General features: G+C 60.7%; 18 protein-coding genes. 7 read left to right on the top strand and 11 right to left on the bottom strand.

Features of this window, described 5'->3' with window-relative positions; all coding sequences use genetic code 11:
• Window positions 1-3: 3 nt before the first annotated feature.
• The 3 genes from BFQ04_RS02680 to BFQ04_RS02670 are packed head-to-tail and all read right to left on the bottom strand — an operon-like array spanning window position 4 to window position 2,966.
• On the bottom strand, window positions 4-300 hold the full coding sequence (locus BFQ04_RS02680) for a winged helix-turn-helix domain-containing protein (protein ID WP_065949470.1): 297 nt from the start codon (window positions 298-300) through the stop codon (window positions 4-6).
• 2 nt (window positions 301-302) lie between these two features.
• Window positions 303-818, bottom strand: coding sequence for a M48 metallopeptidase family protein (locus BFQ04_RS02675; protein ID WP_065949469.1), 516 nt, complete (start codon window positions 816-818; stop codon window positions 303-305).
• A gap of 42 nt (window positions 819-860) precedes the next feature.
• Window positions 861-2,966 (bottom strand): putative bifunctional diguanylate cyclase/phosphodiesterase, encoded by a 2,106-nt coding sequence (locus BFQ04_RS02670; protein WP_065949468.1) that lies wholly within the window; start codon window positions 2,964-2,966, stop codon window positions 861-863.
• Window positions 2,967-3,278: 312 nt separating this feature from the next.
• On the opposite strand from BFQ04_RS02670, the gene BFQ04_RS02665 reads away from it, so the two are divergent.
• Together BFQ04_RS02665 and BFQ04_RS02660 are read left to right on the top strand one after the other, a co-directional pair.
• On the top strand, window positions 3,279-3,944 hold the full coding sequence (locus BFQ04_RS02665; RefSeq protein WP_065885408.1) for a polysaccharide lyase family 7 protein: 666 nt from the start codon (window positions 3,279-3,281) through the stop codon (window positions 3,942-3,944).
• A 486-nt stretch (window positions 3,945-4,430) separates the two neighbouring features.
• The gene (locus BFQ04_RS02660; protein WP_065949467.1) at window positions 4,431-4,724 is read left to right on the top strand and encodes a fructose-bisphosphate aldolase; all 294 of its coding nucleotides are present in this window, start codon (window positions 4,431-4,433) and stop codon (window positions 4,722-4,724) included.
• Window positions 4,725-4,784: 60 nt separating this feature from the next.
• Here the strand turns inward: BFQ04_RS02660 and fba are convergent, their stop codons facing one another.
• The 6 genes from fba to tkt form a co-directional block, all read right to left on the bottom strand.
• Window positions 4,785-5,849 carry a class II fructose-bisphosphate aldolase gene (gene fba / locus BFQ04_RS02655; RefSeq protein ID WP_003177554.1) on the bottom strand — a complete coding sequence of 355 codons (1,065 nt, stop codon included), beginning with the start codon at window positions 5,847-5,849 and terminating at the stop codon, window positions 4,785-4,787.
• Window positions 5,850-6,119: 270 nt separating this feature from the next.
• A complete protein-coding gene (locus BFQ04_RS02650) occupies window positions 6,120-6,452 on the bottom strand; it encodes an MliC family protein (protein ID WP_065949466.1) in 333 nt (110 codons plus the stop codon).
• 60 nt (window positions 6,453-6,512) lie between these two features.
• Window positions 6,513-6,740: a hypothetical protein gene (locus BFQ04_RS02645; protein WP_065949465.1), complete on the bottom strand. Its 228-nt coding sequence runs from the start codon at window positions 6,738-6,740 to the stop codon at window positions 6,513-6,515.
• 31 nt (window positions 6,741-6,771) lie between these two features.
• Window positions 6,772-7,935 (bottom strand): phosphoglycerate kinase, encoded by a 1,164-nt coding sequence (locus BFQ04_RS02640; protein WP_065949464.1) that lies wholly within the window; start codon window positions 7,933-7,935, stop codon window positions 6,772-6,774.
• Between the two features lie 17 nt (window positions 7,936-7,952).
• Window positions 7,953-9,008, bottom strand: a complete 1,056-nt coding sequence (gene epd, locus BFQ04_RS02635) for an erythrose-4-phosphate dehydrogenase (protein ID WP_065949463.1) — start codon at window positions 9,006-9,008, stop codon at window positions 7,953-7,955.
• A 138-nt stretch (window positions 9,009-9,146) separates the two neighbouring features.
• Window positions 9,147-11,144, bottom strand: a complete 1,998-nt coding sequence (tkt, locus tag BFQ04_RS02630) for a transketolase (protein ID WP_065949462.1) — start codon at window positions 11,142-11,144, stop codon at window positions 9,147-9,149.
• Between the two features lie 259 nt (window positions 11,145-11,403).
• On the opposite strand from tkt, the gene BFQ04_RS02625 reads away from it, so the two are divergent.
• From BFQ04_RS02625 to BFQ04_RS02610, 4 genes are all read left to right on the top strand, one after another.
• Window positions 11,404-12,399 (top strand): ArsR/SmtB family transcription factor, encoded by a 996-nt coding sequence (locus BFQ04_RS02625; RefSeq protein WP_065949461.1) that lies wholly within the window; start codon window positions 11,404-11,406, stop codon window positions 12,397-12,399.
• A gap of 19 nt (window positions 12,400-12,418) precedes the next feature.
• A complete protein-coding gene (gene metK / locus BFQ04_RS02620) occupies window positions 12,419-13,609 on the top strand; it encodes a methionine adenosyltransferase (RefSeq protein WP_065892428.1) in 1,191 nt (396 codons plus the stop codon).
• A 271-nt stretch (window positions 13,610-13,880) separates the two neighbouring features.
• Window positions 13,881-15,542, top strand: coding sequence for an NAD-dependent DNA ligase LigB (ligB, locus tag BFQ04_RS02615; RefSeq protein WP_065949460.1), 1,662 nt, complete (start codon window positions 13,881-13,883; stop codon window positions 15,540-15,542).
• Window positions 15,543-15,582: 40 nt separating this feature from the next.
• Window positions 15,583-15,978: a DUF1090 domain-containing protein gene (locus tag BFQ04_RS02610; RefSeq protein WP_065949459.1), complete on the top strand. Its 396-nt coding sequence runs from the start codon at window positions 15,583-15,585 to the stop codon at window positions 15,976-15,978.
• 6 nt (window positions 15,979-15,984) lie between these two features.
• Here the strand turns inward: BFQ04_RS02610 and BFQ04_RS02605 are convergent, their stop codons facing one another.
• A complete protein-coding gene (locus BFQ04_RS02605) occupies window positions 15,985-16,434 on the bottom strand; it encodes a c-type cytochrome (protein WP_065949458.1) in 450 nt (149 codons plus the stop codon).
• Between the two features lie 127 nt (window positions 16,435-16,561).
• Here BFQ04_RS02605 and BFQ04_RS02600 point away from each other — a divergent pair, with 127 nt between their 5' ends.
• Window positions 16,562-17,755 carry a murein transglycosylase A gene (locus tag BFQ04_RS02600; protein WP_065949457.1) on the top strand — a complete coding sequence of 398 codons (1,194 nt, stop codon included), beginning with the start codon at window positions 16,562-16,564 and terminating at the stop codon, window positions 17,753-17,755.
• Between the two features lie 334 nt (window positions 17,756-18,089).
• On the opposite strand, the gene BFQ04_RS02595 is transcribed toward BFQ04_RS02600, so the two are convergent.
• Complete coding sequence (locus tag BFQ04_RS02595) at window positions 18,090-19,265, bottom strand: integrase core domain-containing protein (RefSeq protein ID WP_065949219.1); 1,176 nt, start codon at window positions 19,263-19,265, stop codon at window positions 18,090-18,092.
• Window positions 19,266-19,355 lie beyond the last annotated feature (90 nt).

The following is a 19,355-nucleotide window of genomic DNA, read 5'->3' as shown; positions in this document are numbered from 1 at the left end:
GCCTCAGGGATAACCCAACACCTGCTTGATCGCCGCAAGATTGGCCTCGATCCACCCCCGATCAATCGCCCCCCACTCACGAATCCGATAACCCCCGGCGTGATTGCGCGCACCCTCTTCCTGCTCGAACTCACACACAATATCCAGGTCAGCCAACGCCGCAATCGTGTCCTGCGCCGTGCGCCGGGGCATACCGGTCGCTTCAGTCAGCGCCGGGACGCTGCTGGCCAGCCCGCTGTCGATCAGGTACGCCACATACAGGCGACGGTAAAAGCTGCTCTTGGTCTTGCTCACATCCATGGTCAATCGCCTTGTGCTTGGGGCTTGCCCTGCAAATCGCGCCAGGTGAGGTACACCCGCAGGTCGAATTCCACCTGATGGTAGCCCGGCATCATGTGTTCACAGAGTTTATAGAACGCCTTGTTGTGGTCCGATTCCTTGAAGTGCGCCAGTTCATGCACCACGATCATGCGCAGAAACTCGGGGGCCGCCTCCTTGAACAGCGAGGCGATGCGGATCTCTTTCTTGGACTTCAGATTGCCGCCCTGCACCCGGGAAATCGTGGTGTGCAAACCCAGGGCGCGGTGGGTCAGGTCCAGGCGGTTATCGAACAGCACCTTGTCGATCGACGGTGCATTGCGCAGATGTTCCTGCTTCAAGGCCAGGGCGTAGCTATACAGGGCCTTGTCGCTCTGCACGCCATGGCGCTCGGGGTACCGCTGCTCCAGGTAGGCGCCCAACTGGTCCTTGGCGATCAATTGGCGCACGTGTTCCTGAAGGAAGGCGGGATAGGCCTGAAGGTATTTCAACGCGGTCATGGGGGCTGCAATGTGATTCGGACGGCCGCCAGTGTAGCGAATTCACAGCGCGTGAGGGTGCGACCAACCGACAACGTCCTCGGCCATCAGCGGCGCCGCCGCCCAGGTGCCCTGGATGAATGAACAACCATTGGCCTTGAGCCACTGCGCCTGCTCAAGGGTTTCCACGCCTTCGGCGATCACCAGCACCTCAAAATGCCCGCACAGCTCGATGATGCTGCGCGCCATTGCAGCGTCCCGCGCAGAGCCTGGCAAACGGGCCACCAATTGCGGGTCAAGCTTGAGGGTGTCGAACGCCAGGTCGCGCAGATGGGCCAGGGAACAGCGACCCGCGCCAAAGTCATCCAGGGCGATACGCACCCCAAGCTCACGCAACAATTTGAGTTGCTTGGTCGATTCCTCAAGGTTACTCATCAGGCAGTCCTCACTGATTTCCACCTCCAGTTGCCGCCCGTGCAAACCGTGACGTTCGAGGACCTGCCGCAGTTGGCTGACCAGGTTAGGCGTATTGAACTGGCTGCTGCTCAGGCTCACGCTCAACACCAGCTCATCATCGAAAGACGCTTGCCAGACCTGGCACTGGGCGGCGACCTGCTGGTAAATCCAGCTGCTCAACTGGCTGATCAGCCGCGCCTCTTCCAGCAAGGGCAGGAACAAACCCGGCGGCACGTCACCGACGCTCGGGTGCTGCCAGCGCAGCAGTGCCTCGACACCCCGCAAGCGCCCATCCACCAGCGACACCTGAGGCTGGTACACCAGGACAAAATCCTTGTTTTGAATCGCGGTGCGCACACTGTCTTCAAGCATCAGCCGTGAGCGGGCTCGACCGTTCATTTCCTGGTCGTAATAGCGATATTGCTGACGACCAGCGCGCTTGGCTTCGTACATGGCGACGTCCGCCGCGCGCAACAGGCCGCTCAGGTCCGAGCCGCAGTCCGGAAAGGTCGCGATACCGATGCTGACGCCGAGCATCACTTCCAGACCGTCGACCTGCTGGCACACAGACACCCTTTCGATCAGTTTTTCCGCAATTTTCGCCGCCTGCTCCGGGAATTCCAGCTCCAGCAATGCCGTGAACTCATCCCCGCCCATGCGCCCAAGAATGTCGTAGGAGCGCAAGCACGCCTGCATCTGCTCGGAAACCCAGCGCAGCACGCGATCACCGGCGTCGTGGCCCAGGGTGTCATTGACTCGCTTGAAGCCATCCAGGTCCAGGTACAGCAACACCAGCGACTGCTCATTGCGCTCGCTGCGCGACAACATGTTCTCCACCGTCTGGTAGAAGCCTCGACGATTGAGCAGCCCGGTCAACGGGTCAGTCACCGCCTGGAACTCCAACTGCTGGTGCAGGTGGCGCACCTCGGACATGTCCAGCACCGTCACGACCATTGCCTTCTGCTCTGCGGGCAAGGGTGCGCAGGACAACGCCACCGGCACCTGTTGCCCGCGACTGGTGCGCAAAATGGCGTCGTGCAAGCGCCACGTTTGGCCTTTGCAGTAGGCCTCGTACATCGGGAACCCCAACCAGGCCGGCACATGGGGCTTTTGCAGGAAACTCAGGAAACTCTCGCCCTGCAACTCGGCCATCGTGGCATTGAGCAGCCTGGAGATAGCCGGGTTGGCGTACTGGATCACACTGCCCTCGCCCACCACCAGAATCCCTTCGGCGGCGTTGTCCAATACCGAGGCATTGAAGGCGCGGGCGACCTCCAGGTCATGGCTCAAGCGCTGCAGGGCACGGCGATTACGCTGATGTTCCAGCAGCGCCTGCACTTTGGGCTTGAGCACATGCGGGTCGAAGGGCTTGAACAGGTAGTCGATCGCACCGCTGGCATAGCCCTGGAGCACCGCGTCGTGAGACTGCGCATCGGCCGACAGAAAGATGATCGGCGTCATGCTCGTGCGCTGGCTGCCGCGCATCAGGCGCGCCACCTCGAAGCCATCCATACCGGGCATCCGCACGTCCAGCAACACCAGATCGACGTCATGCACCAGCAGCAATTCCAGGGCTTGCAAACCGGAAGTTGCGGTAATCACCTGCCAGTCTTCGCGCTGCAACACGGCACAGATGCTGAGAAGATTTTCCGGGTAGTCATCGACCACCAGGAGAACTGAATGACCGTCGCCGAGGTTTGGAGCGCAATCCATGCTACGTCTCTTCCTTAAGGAACTGCACCGGTCACTTCGGGTACTTAAAACCGGACAAATAATGAGGCCTCACTCTAGCCCCGGTTATAAAAAAGCAGAAGTCACGTCGATGCCATCATCGCACCAAAGCCCGGGAAGCCGACTAACGGTAAGGCCCTGCAGCCCGCGTACCGTGGGCAACATGGCTTTTTGGCATTCCTCTGACGCCAATAAATTGCCAGCCAGTGTTTAACAACTTGGTTAACACCACCTATAAAGAACCTGTGCAGCCCTCGGGCTAAAGCGTTCACCCCTCGTCAAAAGGCCAACACCATGATCGACCTTTCCACCTGGAACCTGAGCATTCCGGTCGGCTCCCCGCCCACGACCATCGAAACCCCGAAGCTGCTCAGCGGCTTCAATGACCAGTACTTCCAGGCCGAAGGCAGCGATGTGCAGTTCTGGACTCCCGTTACCGGCACCCGCACCGAAAACGCCATCTACCCGCGCAGCGAACTGCGCGAAACCTACGCCGACGGGCGCCTGCGCAACTGGACCTACCCCGAGGCCGACAACTTCCTGCGCGCCACGCTCACCGTCAACCAGGTGCCGTCCAGCGGCAAGGTCGTGATCGGCCAGATCCATGCCTATGACAGCCAGAAACCACTGATCAAGCTGGAGTACCAATTCAAGGAAAAAACCCAGACCGGCAACATCGTCGCCAAAGTGCGCATGCGCCCGGATGAATCCGAAAGCAGGGTTATCACGGTCGCCTCCAACGTACCCCTGGAGAAGAGCTTTACCTATGTGATCAATCTCAACAAGGCCGGGTTGCTCAGCGTGAACGCGGCCGACAGCGAGTGGAATGATCGCATCGGCGCTGCCTGGGGCGACAAACCGCTGTACTTCAAGGCGGGGGTCTATGTGCAGGACAACAGCGGGGACAGCAAGGAAGGCGCACGGGTGACGTTTGCCAAGTTGGATATTGATCACGAGTAAAACGGATCGGCCCAGCTTATGTAGGCAAGGTCCGATAAACCCAGGGACCGTTCCCAGCCCTTGAACCCACTGCAGTCCACCTGTGGGAGGGGGCTTGCCCCCGATAGCGGAGGGCCAGCCGCCGACTGTGCATGCTGACACACCGCAATCGGGGGCAAGCCCCCTCCCACAGTTGTCCTGCCTGGCCTGAGGGGCTGGTGTTCGTCCTACAGCACCGTTGCGGCCAGACAGATGGCCGCTTATAGTTCGCTCCGTCGCTGGCATTGATCGGTGACAGGGTTTCGCAGCCCTACAGAGTTAATTCCGCACCCGTCAAAAACAGCCCAGGCTCCCAGCCGAAGGTCGTCTTTGTTATGGCGGCTGTGCGTGGGAGACCTTCGGGTCTGCCGGGTCTTAACTCCTCGGTCTGCGAACCCGCGTACAGCTGCCACCCAATTTGTTTCGCAGCAAACGGTGGCTATTCTTCTTTCGAGTTAAGGATTTGCCATGAACAACCAACTTCCGCCCCGCCGTTTTTATCCCTGCACTGAGTCCGCGACCGATTCGCCCGTTCTCTTGATCGACAGCAACGCCCCCCTGCTAGACCTCCACGCCTGCCTGCGCGAACGCCTCAACGCTGCCCTCGAACACCTCAACCTCATGGCCTGCTCCAGCTTGCCGGACTTCGCCGAGCGCGACCTGAACCATGTGGCCAATACCGCGCGCATTCTGGTGCAGGATGTCAGTGATGTGTTCCGCGTGATCGAACACCGTGGTTTCGATACGCCCCACGCCGCCTGATCAAAACCAAGGCAAAAAAAAGCCCGCATCGCTGCGGGCTTCTTTTTAAACGCCTGAGGCTCAGTTGACCTTGGCGTTCAACTCACCTTTCAAATACCGCTGGTACATCGCTTCCAACGAGATCGGTTTGATCTTCGAAGCATTACCGGCAGTACCGAACGCTTCGTAGCGAGCAATACATACGTCACGCATGGCGGTCACGGTGGCACCGAAGAATTTACGCGGGTCAAATTCGCTCGGGTTGGTGGCCATCAGGCGACGCATCGCACCGGTGGAGGCCAGGCGCAGGTCGGTGTCGATGTTGACCTTGCGCACGCCGTACTTGATGCCTTCGACGATTTCTTCAACCGGTACGCCGTAGGTTTCCTTGATGTCGCCGCCGTACTGGTTGATGATCGCCAGCCACTCTTGCGGTACCGAGGAAGAGCCGTGCATCACCAGGTGGGTGTTGGGGATGCGTTTGTGAATTTCCTTGATGCGATCAATCGCCAACACGTCGCCGGTAGGCGGCTTGGTGAACTTGTAGGCGCCGTGGCTGGTGCCGATGGCGATGGCCAGGGCGTCGACCTGGGTCTTCTTGACGAAGTCGGCCGCTTCTTCCGGGTCGGTCAGCATCTGGCTGTGATCCAGCACGCCTTCGGCGCCGATGCCGTCTTCTTCACCGGCCATGCCGGTTTCCAGGGAGCCCAGGCAGCCCAGTTCGCCTTCAACCGACACGCCGCAGGCGTGAGCCATGGCCACGGTTTGCTGGGTCACGCGTACGTTGTACTCGTAATCGGTTGGGGTCTTGCCGTCTTCACCCAGGGAGCCGTCCATCATCACCGAGCTGAAGCCCAGTTGGATGGAGCGCTGGCACACGTCAGGGCTGGTGCCGTGGTCCTGGTGCATGCACACCGGGATGTGCGGGAATTCTTCGATGGCGGCAAGGATCAGGTGGCGCAGGAACGGCGCGCCAGCGTATTTGCGGGCACCGGCCGAAGCCTGGACGATCACGGGGGAGTCGGTCTTGTCAGCGGCTTCCATGATGGCGCGCATCTGCTCAAGGTTGTTGACGTTAAAGGCTGGAACGCCGTAGCCGAACTCGGCTGCGTGGTCCAGCATTTGACGCATGCTGATAAGTGCCATTGTGTTGTCTCTCCCGGTCGAGGGTCGTTAATCGTGCAAGCCTGCCGTAGCGGCGGCTGCTATTCAAGTTATTGCAGATCAAGGGGTTGAGCCTTGTGCTGCTGAATCGTTATTGCTGGTGTAGCCGACTCAAATTCCAAGTTGAAACCGAATCAATGTGGGAGGGGGCTTGCTCCCGATAGCGGTCAGCCTGACGCCCAAGTGCTGACTGACACACCGCAATCGGGGGCAAGCCCCCTCCCACATTTGGATCTCATCTCATGACAGATCTCAGTTGGCCTTGCAGCCGCGCCCAATCAGGTCATCCGTGGCCACCCAGTACACCAGGCCTTCCTCACCCTTGGTGTGAAAGGCCAGTTGGCCATCGCTGTACAGCACGCCCGATGCCGCCACGTCCTGCTTGAGGCGGTAGACCTGATCCGAACCGCCAAGGCGTACATCCACTTCGGAACGGGCCGCATTGGCAAAGCGCCAGTTGACCTCGGCCTTGCTGTCGCAGGTCCAGGTGGTCCACGTGTCGGCAGGCTCTGCCTTGTCGAACATGCTCATGCTGCTGCAACCGGCCAACAGCGCCAGGGTTACCAGGGCGAAAACGCCTTTCATTGCCAATCCTCGCAGGGCGACCTGGGGCCACCATTGCTGTGGGTTAGTGGATCAGACCCGTTAAGGGCAACCCTGTTCCTGACCGTTGGGCGCGGAGTCGTATTTCTCCAGCCGTTCGTTGCCGATGCGCTTGTTGATCACCGGCATGGTCTCGGCTTGCCAGTCAGCCTGGTAGCAGCTTTTTTTAAGCGGTGCCGAGGCCTTATCCGCCTCCGGCGCCGCACTTGGCGTGCTGCCGCAGCCGGCCAACAGGCCCGCTGCGATCACCAGTGCCAACGACTTGACCATGGGAACGCTCCTTTTCCTGATCACGCGCGCCTTAACCCTTGGCCCGGGTTTCCAGCACTTCCACGGCCGGCAGTACCTTGCCCTCGACGAACTCGAGGAACGCGCCGCCACCGGTAGAAATGTAGGAGATCTGCTCAGCAACGCCATATTTATCGATGGCCGCCAGGGTATCGCCGCCGCCGGCGATGGAAAATGCGGAGCTTTGCGCGATGGCTTTGGCCAGCACCTTGGTACCGTTGCCAAACTGATCGAACTCGAATACGCCGACCGGGCCATTCCACAGGATGGTCTGGGAGGCTTTCAACAGTTCAGCGAAGTTGGCTGCGGTTTGCGGGCCGATGTCCAGGATCATGTCGTCGTCGGCCACGTCAGCGATCAGCTTGACGGTCGCCTCAGCGCTTTCAGCGAATTCCTTGGCGACCACCACGTCCACCGGCAGCGGCACGCTGACTTTGGCGGCGATGGCACGGGCGGTGTCCAGCAGGTCCGGCTCGTACAGCGACTTGCCCACCGGGTGACCCGCTGCAGCCAGGAAGGTGTTGGCAATGCCGCCGCCGACGATCAACTGGTTGCAGATCTGGCTGAGGCTGTTGAGCACGTCCAACTTGGTGGAGACCTTGGAACCCGCGACGATGGCGGCCATCGGTTGCGCCGGAGCGCCCAGGGCCTTGCCCAACGCGTCCAGCTCAGCGGCCAGCAGCGGGCCGGCCGCGGCGACCTTGGCGAACTTGGCCACGCCGTGGGTCGAGCCTTCGGCGCGGTGGGCGGTGCCGAAAGCGTCCATCACGAACACGTCGCACAAGGCTGCGTACTGCTGGGCCAGTTCGTCGCTGTTCTTTTTCTCGCCCTTGTTGAAGCGCACGTTTTCAAACAGCACGATGTCGCCAGCTTTCACGTCCACGCCACCCAGGTAATCTGCGACCAACGGCACGTCACGGCCCAGGGCCTTGCTCAGGTACTCGGCGACCGGCTTGAGGCTGTTTTCGGCGGAAAATTCACCTTCGGTCGGGCGGCCCAGGTGGGAGCAGACCATCACGGCCGCGCCTTTTTCCAGGGCCAGCTTGATGGTCGGCAGCGAGGCCAGGATTCGCGCATCGCTGGTGACAACACCGTCCTTGACTGGGACGTTGAGGTCTTCGCGAATCAGTACGCGCTTACCTTGCAGATCGAGGTCGGTCATCTTCAACACGGTCATGGGTCGCAGTTCCTGAGTTACTGTTGAGGTTGTTTGGAGGCCACTTGCAGATAATGTTCTGCAACGTCGAGCATTCGGTTGGCAAAGCCCCATTCGTTATCGAACCAGGCCAGTATGTTCACCAGCCTCGGGCCGGAAACGCGGGTCTGGCTGGCATCGACAATCGCCGAATGCGGATCATGGTTGAAATCGCAACTGGCATGGGGCAATTCGGTGTAGGCCAGCAAGCCTTTGAGCGGGCCGCTGCTGGCGGCGTCGCGCAGGATCCGGTTGACCTCTGTCGCATCGGTGTCGCTGACGGTTTGCATGGTGATATCCAGGCAAGACACATTCACCGTCGGCACCCGTACGGCTTTGGCCTGGATTCGTCCGGCAAGTTCCGGCAACAGTCGCTCGATGCCGCGGGCCAGGCCGGTGGACACCGGAATCACCGACTGAAATGCCGAACGCGTACGGCGCAGGTCTTCATGATGATAGGCGTCGATTACCGGCTGGTCGTTCATCGCCGAGTGAATCGTGGTGATCGACACGTAATCCAGGCCGATCGCCTGATCCAGCAGGCGCAACAACGGCACGCTGCAGTTGGTGGTGCACGAGGCGTTGGACACCAGCAGCTCAGCACCGGTCAGGCAATCCTGGTTGATGCCGTAGACGATGGTGGCGTCCACATCCGCCTCGCTGGCCATCGGCTGGGAAAACAGCACACGCGGTGCGCCAGCGTCGAGAAAACGCTGGCCATCGGCACGGGTGTGGTAGGCACCGGAGCATTCCAACACCAGGTCGACGCCCAACGCCGCCCAGTCGATGCCCTCGGGGGTGGCACTGCGCAGGACTTTTACGCAGTCGCCGTTGATATGCAGACAATCGCCATCGACCCGCACTTCGCCGGGGAAGCGGCCGTGGGTGGAGTCAAAGCGTGTCAGGTATTCGATGCTGGCCATGTCGGCCAGATCGTTGATCGCGACAATTTCAAACCCGGCCGCCGCCCCTCGCTCGAACAGCGCACGCAAGACGCAACGACCAATGCGGCCGTAGCCGTTGAGTGCAACTTTGTAGGGACGCAGTTGGGGCATGGGGTTCTCGATCAAGGTTAGTTCGGTGTTGAATGTTCTGACGCCATCGCGGGCAAGCCCCCTCCCACATTGGACCGCAATCCAAAGGTGGGAGTGGGCTTGCCCGCGATGGCGCCAGGGCAGACAACGCAGACTGACTTAGTCTTCCAGCAGTTCTTCAGCCTGGCCCAGGATGTTTTCCAGGGTGAAACCGAACTCTTCGAACAACGCTGGCGCCGGCGCCGACTCACCGTAGGTGGTCATGCCGATCACGCGACCTTCCAGGCCCACGTACTTGTACCAGTAGTCAGCGTGAGCCGCTTCGATGGCGATACGCGCGCTGACCTGCAACGGCAGCACCGATTGCTTGTAGCCGGCGTCCTGGGCTTCGAACACGCTGGTGCATGGCATGGACACAACGCGCACGTTGCGGCCTTGCGCGGTCAGCTTGTCGTACGCCTGGACGGTCAGGCCCACTTCGGAACCGGTGGAGATCAGGATCAGCTCCGGCTCGCCGATGCAGTCCTTGAGCACGTAGCCGCCACGGCTGATGTCGGCGATCTGCGCGTCGGTACGCACCTGGTGCTGCAGGTTCTGACGCGAGAAGATCAGCGCCGAAGGGCCATCCTTGCGCTCGATGGCGTGCTTCCAGGCGACGGCGGATTCCACCGCGTCGGCGGGGCGCCAGCAATCCAGGTTCGGCGTGGTGCGCAGGCTGGTCAATTGCTCGACCGGCTGGTGCGTCGGGCCGTCTTCACCCAGGCCGATGGAGTCGTGGGTGTACACATGGATCACACGCTTCTTCATCAGCGCAGCCATACGTACGGCATTACGCGCGTATTCCATGAACATCAGGAAGGTTGCGCCGTACGGCACCAGGCCACCGTGCAGGGATACGCCGTTCATGATGGCGCTCATGCCGAACTCACGCACGCCGTAGTACATGTAGTTGCCGCTGGCGTCTTCAGCCGACACGCCTTTGCAACCTTTCCACAGGGTCAGGTTGGAACCGGCCAGATCGGCCGAACCGCCGAGGAACTCAGGCAGCAGCGGGCCGAAGGCGTTCAGGGTGTTCTGGCTGGCTTTACGGCTGGCGATGGTCTCGCCCTTGGCCGCGACTTCGGCGATGTAGGCCGAGGCTTTTTCCGAGAAATCGGCAGGCAGGTCACCGGCCAGGCGGCGTACCAGTTCATTGGCAAGCTCAGGGAATTGGGCGGAGTAGGCAGCGAAACGCTGATCCCACTCGGCTTCGGCGGCCAGGCCTTTTTCCTTGGCGTCCCACTCGGCGTAGATGTCGGCCGGGATTTCAAACGGGCCGTGGTTCCACTTCAGCGCTTCACGGGTCAGGGCGATTTCCGCGTCACCCAGTGGGGCGCCGTGGCAGTCTTCCTTGCCTTGCTTGTTCGGCGAACCGAAACCGATGGTGGTCTTGCAGCAGATCAGGGTCGGCTGCGCGCTCTTGCGGGCGGTGTCGATGGCGGTCTTGATTTCTTCAGGATCGTGGCCGTCGACGTTGCGGATCACCTGCCAGTTGTAGGCTTCGAAACGCTTTGGCGTGTCATCGGTGAACCAGCCTTCGACTTCGCCGTCGATGGAGATGCCGTTGTCATCGTAGAAGGCGATCAGCTTGCCCAGGCCCAGCGTGCCGGCCAGGGAGGCGACTTCGTGGGAAATGCCTTCCATCATGCAGCCATCACCGAGGAACACGTAGGTGTGGTGGTCGACGATGTCGTGACCAGGGCGGTTGAACTGCGCGCCCAGGACTTTTTCCGCCAGCGCGAAGCCGACAGCGTTGGCCAGGCCCTGGCCCAGGGGACCGGTCGTGGTCTCGACGCCTGGGGTGTAGCCGAATTCCGGGTGGCCGGGGGTGCGGCTGTGCAGCTGACGGAAGCTTTTCAGATCGTCGAGGGTGACGTCATAGCCGGTCAGGTGCAGCAGCGAATAGATCAGCATCGAGCCATGGCCGTTGGACAGCACGAAGCGGTCACGGTCGGCGAACGACGGGTTGCTCGGGTTGTGTTTCAGGTAGTCACGCCAAAGTACCTCGGCGATATCCGCCATGCCCATCGGGGCACCGGGATGGCCGCTGTTGGCTTTTTGCACGGCATCCATGCTGAGGGCACGAATGGCGTTGGCACGCTCACGACGGCTGGGCATCGCTGATCTCCTGGGGGCTTGAATAAGGAAACGGAAAAAAGGACCGGCATTTTCCCTCAGCCACCGCCTGCGGGCAATGACAGATAGTCACTTGAGCAGGTTTTTCCTGCGGTTTGCGCGCCGATCCCCTGCAGAATTCCGGTGCGGGTTCGTCTAAAGGCAATAGCGGGTGCTTATAACTGCCACTTATCGATCAATATCAAAACTTTTTGATATTGACCTTGCAGCGATTACCACCCATCACTAGACTGCTGGCCTTATGAACCTACCCGTGCCCTCCCTGCTTCCCGCCGACGGCGATGAACTGGCAGCCCTTTGCAAGGCTGCGGGTGATCCGTTGCGCTTGAACGTGTTGCGCGCACTGGCCAATGATTCGTTCGGCGTACTGGAACTGGCGCAGATCTTCGCTATCGGCCAGTCCGGCATGAGCCATCATCTGAAGGTACTGGCCCAGGCCGACCTGGTGGCAACCCGCCGCGAAGGCAATGCGATTTTTTACCGCCGCGCCCTGCCCCACACCGAGTTGCTCGGCGGCAAGTTGCACGCGGCGCTGCTCGAAGAAGTCGACAACCTGGGCCTGCCCGACGATGTGCAAGCACGGATCGCCCAGGTGCACGGGCAACGCGCTGCCGCCAGCCAGGACTTTTTCTCCCGGGTCGCCGACAAGTTTCGCGCCCAGCAGGACCTGATCGCCGGATTGCCCCAGTACCGCGAAAGCGTGCTGGCGCTGTTGGACAAGCTGAGCTTCAGCGATAAGGCCACGGCATTGGAAGTGGGCCCTGGCGACGGCGGTTTTCTGCCGGATCTGGCACGACGCTTCGGGCAGGTGACGGCACTGGACAACAGCCCGGCGATGCTCGAACTGGCCCGCCAGTTGTGTGAGCGCGAAGCGTTGGCCAATGTCAGTCTGCAACTGGCCGACGCCCTGAGTGACACCAACCTGCAGGCCGATTGCGTGGTGCTGAACATGGTCTTGCACCATTTCGCCGCCCCGGCTGACGCGCTCAAGCAAATGGCCGGGTTGTTGCACCCCGGCGGCAGCCTGCTGGTGACGGATTTATGCAGCCACAACCAGAATTGGGCCAAGGAGGCCTGCGGTGATCTCTGGCTGGGTTTTGAACAGGACGATCTGGCCCGTTGGGCCACCGCTGCGGGACTCGTTCCCGGGGAAAGCCTCTATGTAGGTTTACGTAATGGTTTCCAGATTCAGGTCCGCCATTTTCAGCGACCGGCTGGCGACACTCACCATCGGTAAATATCAGGAAAACATCGAGATGAGCGAATACTCCCTTTTCACCTCCGAGTCCGTGTCTGAAGGGCATCCGGACAAAATCGCCGACCAGATTTCTGACGCGGTGCTGGACGCCATCATTGCTGAAGACAAGTTCGCCCGTGTGGCGTGCGAGACTCTGGTGAAAACGGGCGTGGCGATCATCGCCGGCGAAGTCACCACCACGGCCTGGGTCGACCTGGAACAGATCGTGCGTGACGTGATCACCGACATCGGCTACACCAGCTCCGATGTCGGCTTCGACGGCGCGACCTGCGGCGTGATGAACATCATCGGCAAGCAGTCCCCCGACATCAACCAGGGCGTCGACCGCGCCAAGCCTGAAGATCAGGGCGCGGGCGATCAGGGCCTGATGTTCGGCTACGCCAGCAACGAAACCGACGTGCTGATGCCCGCGCCGATCACCTTCTCCCACCAGCTGGTCCAGCGCCAGGCCGAAGCGCGCAAATCCGGGCTGCTGCCGTGGCTGCGCCCGGATGCCAAATCCCAGGTAACCTGCCGCTACGACGGCGGCAAGGTGGTCGGTATCGACGCCGTCGTACTGTCCACCCAGCACAACCCGGACGTGTCCTACAAAGACCTGCGCGAAGGCGTAATGGAGCTGATCGTCAAGCACGTGCTGCCGGCCGAACTGCTGACCAAGGATACCCAGTTTCATATCAACCCGACCGGCCAGTTCATCATCGGTGGCCCGGTGGGCGACTGCGGCCTGACCGGTCGCAAGATCATCGTCGACAGCTACGGCGGCATGGCCCGCCACGGCGGCGGTGCGTTTTCGGGCAAAGACCCTTCCAAGGTTGACCGTTCCGCCGCTTACGCCGGTCGCTACGTGGCCAAGAACATCGTCGCCGCAGGCCTCGCCGAGCGTTGCGAGATCCAGGTGTCCTACGCCATTGGCGTAGCCCAGCCTACTTCGATCTCGCTGAATACCTTCGGTACCGGCAAGATCAGCGATGACAAGATCGTCAAGTTGGTGCGTGAGATTTTCGACCTGCGCCCTTACGCGATCACCACCATGCTCGACCTGCTGCACCCGATGTACAAGGAAACCGCAGCCTACGGCCACTTTGGTCGTACCCCTGCGCAGAAGACTGTTGGCGACGACACCTTCACCACCTTTACCTGGGAAAAAACCGACCGCGCCAACGACCTGCGGACCGCTGCCGGTCTGTAATCGCTCGCGGCTGCCAAAGCCCCGCCGGGTTCGCCCGGCGGGGCTTTGGTTTTTTCAAAGGTTGCAACAAAATCGTTGAAACCGAGGCCGAAGTCGACGCGGGCCAGTAAAAGCAGGGCGCCGAGACTGATAACAACGACGCGCCGGACGCGTTGTGCAGCCTGTTCAGGCAAGCAGAAACACCCGGTAAAAAGCCCCGCTCGGTCGGGGCTTTTTTGTGGCCGTGCGGATCACTTAGGCTGAACACCCTTTCCGAGCAAGGATGCTCACGATGCGCTTGTTGATGGTTTTTCTGATCAGCTTTCTACCGTGCTGGGCCTGGGCCGAAGACTGCCCCGATGATGCCCGATCACAAATCGACACGTTGGCCAGGCAGGTCAACCAGTGGGATGACGTCTACTACCGACAGGGCCAATCCCCCATCAGCGATGAACTCTACGACCAGGCCCGGCGTCGCCTGGCCCATTGGCGCAAATGTGCACTGCAACCCACACCCAAGGCTGACAATCCGCTGGCGAGCGCTCGTGGCACAGTCCGCCACCCGGTCGCGCATACCGGCCTGGAGAAGCTGCTTGACGCGTCCGAGGTAGGTGACTGGCTCAGCACCCGACAGGACGTATGGATTCAACCCAAGGTCGACGGAGTCGCCGTGACCCTGGTGTATCGCAAAGGCCAATTGCACCAACTCATCAGCCGCGGCGACGGCCTGCTCGGTCACGACTGGTCAGCGTCCGCGCGCAGAATCCCGGGTATCGTCCAGCAACTGCCGGAGCCCGTCGATGCCGTACTGCAAGGCGAGCTCTACTGGCGCCTCGACGGCCACGTACAGTCTGCACACGGCGGGCTCAACGCGCGCAGTAAAGTGGCTGGCTTGATGAACCGACGGCAATTGAGCGACACCGAGGCAGGCGGGATCGGGCTGTTCGTGTGGGCCTGGCCCGAGGGGCCGGCCAGCTTCACCGAGCGTCTGGCCACGCTGGCGCGGTGGGGGTTTACCGACGGCCAGCGGTACAGCCAGTCCATCGCCAGCATCAGCGATGCCACCCGTTGGCGTATGCATTGGTACAACTATCCACTGCCGTTCGCCAGCGATGGCGTGGTGTTGCACCAGGCGGCGCACGCTCCCGCCAAACGCTGGAAAGCCAGCGCACCCTACTGGGCCGTGGCCTGGAAGTACCCGGTGACCAAGGCGTTGGCGCTGGTGCGCAAGGTACAGTTCAGGATCGGGCGTACCGGGCGTATCACACCGATTCTCGAACTGGACCCCGTGTGGCTGGATGATCGGCAAGTCAAGCGGGTCAGCGCAGGCTCGCTGAAAAACTGGCAGAGCCTGGACATCCGTCCCGGCGACCAGGTGTCCATCAGCCTGGCCGGCCAGGTCATTCCCCGGCTCGATGAGGTAGTCCTGCGCAACAAGACCCGAGCGCAAGTGCCAGTACCCGATGCTCGCGACTTCCATGCCTTGAGCTGTTGGCAACTGGACCCTGGCTGCGAGGAGCAACTGCTCTCGCGCCTCACCTGGCTGAGCGGCAACCAGGGCCTGGCCTTGCCCCATATGGGCCGTGAAACCTGGAACGTATTGATCCAGGCGGGTCTAATCGCAGGCTTTCTCGATTGGTTAACCCTGGATGCGGCAGAGCTTGCTAACATTGATGGCTTCGGCGAACGCACCCGTGAACGGGTGCTCGACAGTATTCACAGCGCCCGCAAACGGCCTTTTGCACAATGGCTCAAAGCATTGGGGGTGCCGCCCGCGGCGCGCAACAACCTGGAGGGCGACTGGCATACGCTGGTCGCCAAAGACACCCAAGCCTGGCTGGCCTCTGATGGCATCGGCCCGGGACGCGCAGCGCAACTGAGCGCCTTTTTCCGCGACCCGCAGGTACAGGCATTGGCTGAAATATTACATGGAGCCGGCATAGACGGTTTTTGAAACCGGCCCGTCCCTCTGATTGCTACCTTGGAGCCCTTATATGAAATTTCTTGCCCCTCTCGCGTTACTGACAGCCGCAAGCTTCATGACCACGCCGCTGTTGGCCGCCGACGAAGCCCCCCAACTGACAGGCTGCGCTGCCAAGCGCCAAGCCATCAGTACCCAGATCGAACAGGCCAAGGCTCATGGCAACAGCGCCCAACAGGCCGGCCTGGAAAAAGCCCTGAGCGAGGTCACCGCCAACTGCACTGACGCATCGCTCAAGAAAGAGCGCGAAAACAAGGTGCTCGATGCCAAGCACGAAGTCAGCCGCCGTCAGGCCGACCTCGACAAGGCCATGAAAAAAGGCGATGCGGACAAGATCAACAAGCGCAAGGACAAGCTCGCCGAATCGCGCAAGGAGTTGCAGGATGCGGTGGAAGAACTCGACCAGTAAAACCGGTCAATGGTCCCGGAACTGCTTATGGCAAGCGCTGCAGGCATCTTCGACTTTCTGCACCGCAGGTTGAAGGCTGCCGGCCTTATAGGGCTGGACCTGGCTTGCGATCACCAATTCACCGGTGGCCGCCTCAAGGTCGCGGGCCAGTTGCTGGAATTGCGCCTGCTTTTGCCACACCTCGTCCCTGGCACTGGTGTGGTCCTCTTCACGTACGCTTGGGAAGTGCTGCCAGGGTTGATGGGCCAACGCGTCCAGCTTGACCGCGCCGTCGGCAAACCGGCCGCCGTCGAAAGGGATACGCCCGCGCAACATGCCGCCCAGGTCTTCACTGGTCTTGAGCATCTGCTTGAAGATCGCCTTGCGCTGGCCCAGGGGCGAGTTGGGGTCAACACCGCCGCAGGCGGACAAAGCCAGGCAGGCCAGCACTACAACCGTCATATGTTTAAAAGTCATGGAGGCTCAGGGTCACGGAAAACGGCGGTCAGTATCCCCGCCTCGTCCGTAAAGACCAATAGCCCTATTAATAATAAGGGTTGCCCAACGCGATAAAGCCCGGGCAATCGCTTCAGGAATTACGTGCATGAATGTCAATTGGAAACCCTGGAGCCGCCTGGCGTGGGCTCTGCCGATGATCGCGCTGCTGGCCGGCTGCGACGTGGGCAAGGACGCGGGCAAAGAGCCTGCCAAAGAAGAAGCCACCCAACCCCATGCCGTCGCCACTTATGTGAGCGCTCCGTGGGAGGCGCTGCCGTCCGTTTCCGACAGCGATTTGCTGGCAGGCTTCGAATCCTGGCGCAGTGCCTGCCAGCGCCTCAAGGCCGACCCGGTCTGGGGTGCGACCTGTGCAGCCGCAGCCGCTGTACCGGGAAATGCAGTGGCGGTTCGCGGGTTCCTCAAGGAGCGCCTCGATGTATTTGGCCTGCGTTCAGCCGACAACACACCGAACGGCCTGATCACCGGCTACTACGAGCCGGTCTACCCCGGCAGCCTCACCGAAACCGCCACCGCGCATGTGCCGGTGTATGGCGTGCCGGACGACCTGATTATCGTCAACCTGGAATCAATCTACCCGGAACTCAAGGGCAAACGCCTGCGCGGTCGCCTGGAGGGCCGCGTGCTCAAGCCGTATGACGACGCCGGCACCATCAACGACCAGGGCTCGAGCGCCAAGCCGATAGCCTGGCTGACCGACCCGATGGACCTGCAGTTCCTGCAGATTCAGGGCTCCGGGCGTATTCAACTGGCCGATGGGCGTCAACTGCGTGTGGGTTATGGCGACCAGAACGGTTATCCCTATCGCCCTATCGGTCGCTGGCTGATCGAGCAAGGCGAGCTGAAAAAAGAAGACGTGAGCATGGGCGCGATCAGCGCCTGGGCCAAGGCACACCCGCAGCGCATCCCGCAACTGCTGGCGAGCAACCCCAGCTATGTGTTCTTCAGCGCCCGCCCCGACAGCAATGAAGGGCCGCGTGGCTCGCTGAATGTGCCATTGACGGCGGGATACAGCGTGGCGGTGGACCGCAAGGTGATTCCGCTGGGGACTTTGTTGTGGTTGTCCACCACCAAACCCGACGGCTCGCCGATCGCAAGGCCCGTGGCAGCCCAGGACACCGGCGGCGCAATCACCGGAGAAGTGCGGGCAGACCTGTTCTGGGGCACGGGCGACGCAGCAGGCGAGTTGGCGGGGAACATGAAGCAACAGGGACAGATCTGGATGCTGTGGCCCAAGGGTACGCCGCTGCCGCACGTGCCGGATGCACCCGCTGGCACCTGACAGCCATAGGTATCTACACAACGCTGCAGCGCCCAACCGTAACCACGATGCGAAGCGAGTCGGCAACCACGATGCGCAGCGAGTCGCCCTTGATCTTGATCTTGATCTTGATCTGCTTTTGATCTCAGGCGCCCCGTTAAACCACGCTGGCCGAACGCAGGCTTGAATCCGTGGGTAACCCGGCAGGACGCCGGGTTAGCCGCACTGGGCCATGGATGGCCCATTGCGGCGGCCCACGGATTCAAGCCTGCGTTCGGGCACACCGAGCCTAGGCGAGGTGCCGAGTGGTGGGGCAAGTGTACGGGTCAACCACATGGGTTACAAAAAAGTGCACTCACATAGGTGACACTTTGATTGAGACATAACCGTTCTTTGCATCTCTCGCATTCACATGGCCCAAGATCACAGGACCGAAGATTACATTCCATACCCCATCACCGATCATCTCCATTCCGATGGTCTGGTGACAAAGTAGATTGCCAACATAAACCCGCATGCCTCCTCGATTGATGATTCCGCTACTGTCGGCCAGGTAACTCTCAATATGACTCGCATAGATCATTTCCGGTAGCGTCTCTGGGTACATTCGAGTTGAAGGCGTATAGCAAGCAGCAGGCGTTTTCTGGCCAAGCGCCTCATGTCCACGCTCGTAATTGTAGTGCTGCAGGAAGCGATCAAAGTGTCGCTGCTGGGCTTCCCACGCAATTGCCGACGGGTGAGGTAATGTACTTTTCAGCGTCCGGTGCATGCGCTCATGCCGCCCATTCTGATCTGGGCGACCTGGCTCGATCCTCTCAGGAATGATCCCAAGTCTCATCCACCAAATCGACAGCTGTGACAGCCCTGCACGACTGGTGCTGGCAAACGGTATCCCATTGTCAGTACGAATACGCTCTGGCAGGCCGTATTCGCGAAAAACCCTTTCGAAGGTTTGCTGGGTTTCCTTCAGATTGGTGCTGCTCATGCTCTGGCACGCCAGCAAAAACCGGCTGGCATGATCCATGATCGTCAGCGGATAACACCAAATCCCTGCTCCGGTCAGGTATTGGCCCTTGTAATCAGCGCTGAACAACTGGTTGGGATTTTCTGCCTTGCGTAAAGGCTTGGGATACACAGCCACCCGTCGGCGCAATGGCTTGGGGGTAATCAAATCAGCTGCCTTGAGAATGTTGTAAATGGTCGTCTTCGAGGGCGGATCCTGATCTGGGAAACGCTGCATGAGGCTATTCTGAATCTTTTTCGGGCCGGGGATCGTCTCGCCACTTAAGCGAAATTCAACGATTGCCTGTTTCACAGCCAAGGGCACCACGTAGGTTTGGTTGTGGCGGCAGCGGCTACGTTCATCAAGCCCACTCGGGCCCTCTGCCTCGTAACGCCTGATCCACTTATACCCAGTCTTGCGGCTGACCTCATAGTCCCGGCACAGCTGGCTAAGGCTGTGCTTCTGGGACAGGTAATCGGCAATGAACATTACTTTAAGGTCCATAGGTTTCAGCTCTTTCCAGGGCATGGTCAGATCCTCGCGAAATCGACCCTGCCAGTTAAAAACTGTTACCTATGTGCGTGAACTGATTTGTAACCCATGTGGGTGAGTCATACC

This window comes from Pseudomonas sp. 37 R 15 (assembly GCF_900004865.1).
GTDB classification, from domain to species: Bacteria; Pseudomonadota; Gammaproteobacteria; order Pseudomonadales; family Pseudomonadaceae; genus Aquipseudomonas; species Aquipseudomonas fluorescens_AM.
This window is presented reverse-complemented; position numbering and strand designations above follow the sequence as displayed.

Excerpts from the sequence above, each read along its gene's own strand:
- BFQ04_RS02680 (WP_065949470.1), bottom strand. The coding sequence starts at position 300 with ATGGATGTGAGCAAGACCAAGAGCAGCTTTTACCGTCGCCTGTATGTG.
- BFQ04_RS02675 (WP_065949469.1), bottom strand. The coding sequence starts at position 818 with ATGACCGCGTTGAAATACCTTCAGGCCTATCCCGCCTTCCTTCAGGAA.
- BFQ04_RS02670 (WP_065949468.1), bottom strand. The coding sequence starts at position 2,966 with ATGGATTGCGCTCCAAACCTCGGCGACGGTCATTCAGTTCTCCTGGTG.
- BFQ04_RS02665 (WP_065885408.1), top strand. The coding sequence starts at position 3,279 with ATGATCGACCTTTCCACCTGGAACCTGAGCATTCCGGTCGGCTCCCCG.
- BFQ04_RS02660 (WP_065949467.1), top strand. The coding sequence starts at position 4,431 with ATGAACAACCAACTTCCGCCCCGCCGTTTTTATCCCTGCACTGAGTCC.
- fba (WP_003177554.1), bottom strand. The coding sequence starts at position 5,849 with ATGGCACTTATCAGCATGCGTCAAATGCTGGACCACGCAGCCGAGTTC.
- BFQ04_RS02650 (WP_065949466.1), bottom strand. The coding sequence starts at position 6,452 with ATGAAAGGCGTTTTCGCCCTGGTAACCCTGGCGCTGTTGGCCGGTTGC.
- BFQ04_RS02645 (WP_065949465.1), bottom strand. The coding sequence starts at position 6,740 with ATGGTCAAGTCGTTGGCACTGGTGATCGCAGCGGGCCTGTTGGCCGGC.
- BFQ04_RS02640 (WP_065949464.1), bottom strand. The coding sequence starts at position 7,935 with ATGACCGTGTTGAAGATGACCGACCTCGATCTGCAAGGTAAGCGCGTA.
- epd (WP_065949463.1), bottom strand. The coding sequence starts at position 9,008 with ATGCCCCAACTGCGTCCCTACAAAGTTGCACTCAACGGCTACGGCCGC.
- tkt (WP_065949462.1), bottom strand. The coding sequence starts at position 11,144 with ATGCCCAGCCGTCGTGAGCGTGCCAACGCCATTCGTGCCCTCAGCATG.
- BFQ04_RS02625 (WP_065949461.1), top strand. The coding sequence starts at position 11,404 with ATGAACCTACCCGTGCCCTCCCTGCTTCCCGCCGACGGCGATGAACTG.
- metK (WP_065892428.1), top strand. The coding sequence starts at position 12,419 with ATGAGCGAATACTCCCTTTTCACCTCCGAGTCCGTGTCTGAAGGGCAT.
- ligB (WP_065949460.1), top strand. The coding sequence starts at position 13,881 with ATGCGCTTGTTGATGGTTTTTCTGATCAGCTTTCTACCGTGCTGGGCC.
- BFQ04_RS02610 (WP_065949459.1), top strand. The coding sequence starts at position 15,583 with ATGAAATTTCTTGCCCCTCTCGCGTTACTGACAGCCGCAAGCTTCATG.
- BFQ04_RS02605 (WP_065949458.1), bottom strand. The coding sequence starts at position 16,434 with ATGACTTTTAAACATATGACGGTTGTAGTGCTGGCCTGCCTGGCTTTG.
- BFQ04_RS02600 (WP_065949457.1), top strand. The coding sequence starts at position 16,562 with ATGAATGTCAATTGGAAACCCTGGAGCCGCCTGGCGTGGGCTCTGCCG.
- BFQ04_RS02595 (WP_065949219.1), bottom strand. The coding sequence starts at position 19,265 with ATGCCCTGGAAAGAGCTGAAACCTATGGACCTTAAAGTAATGTTCATT.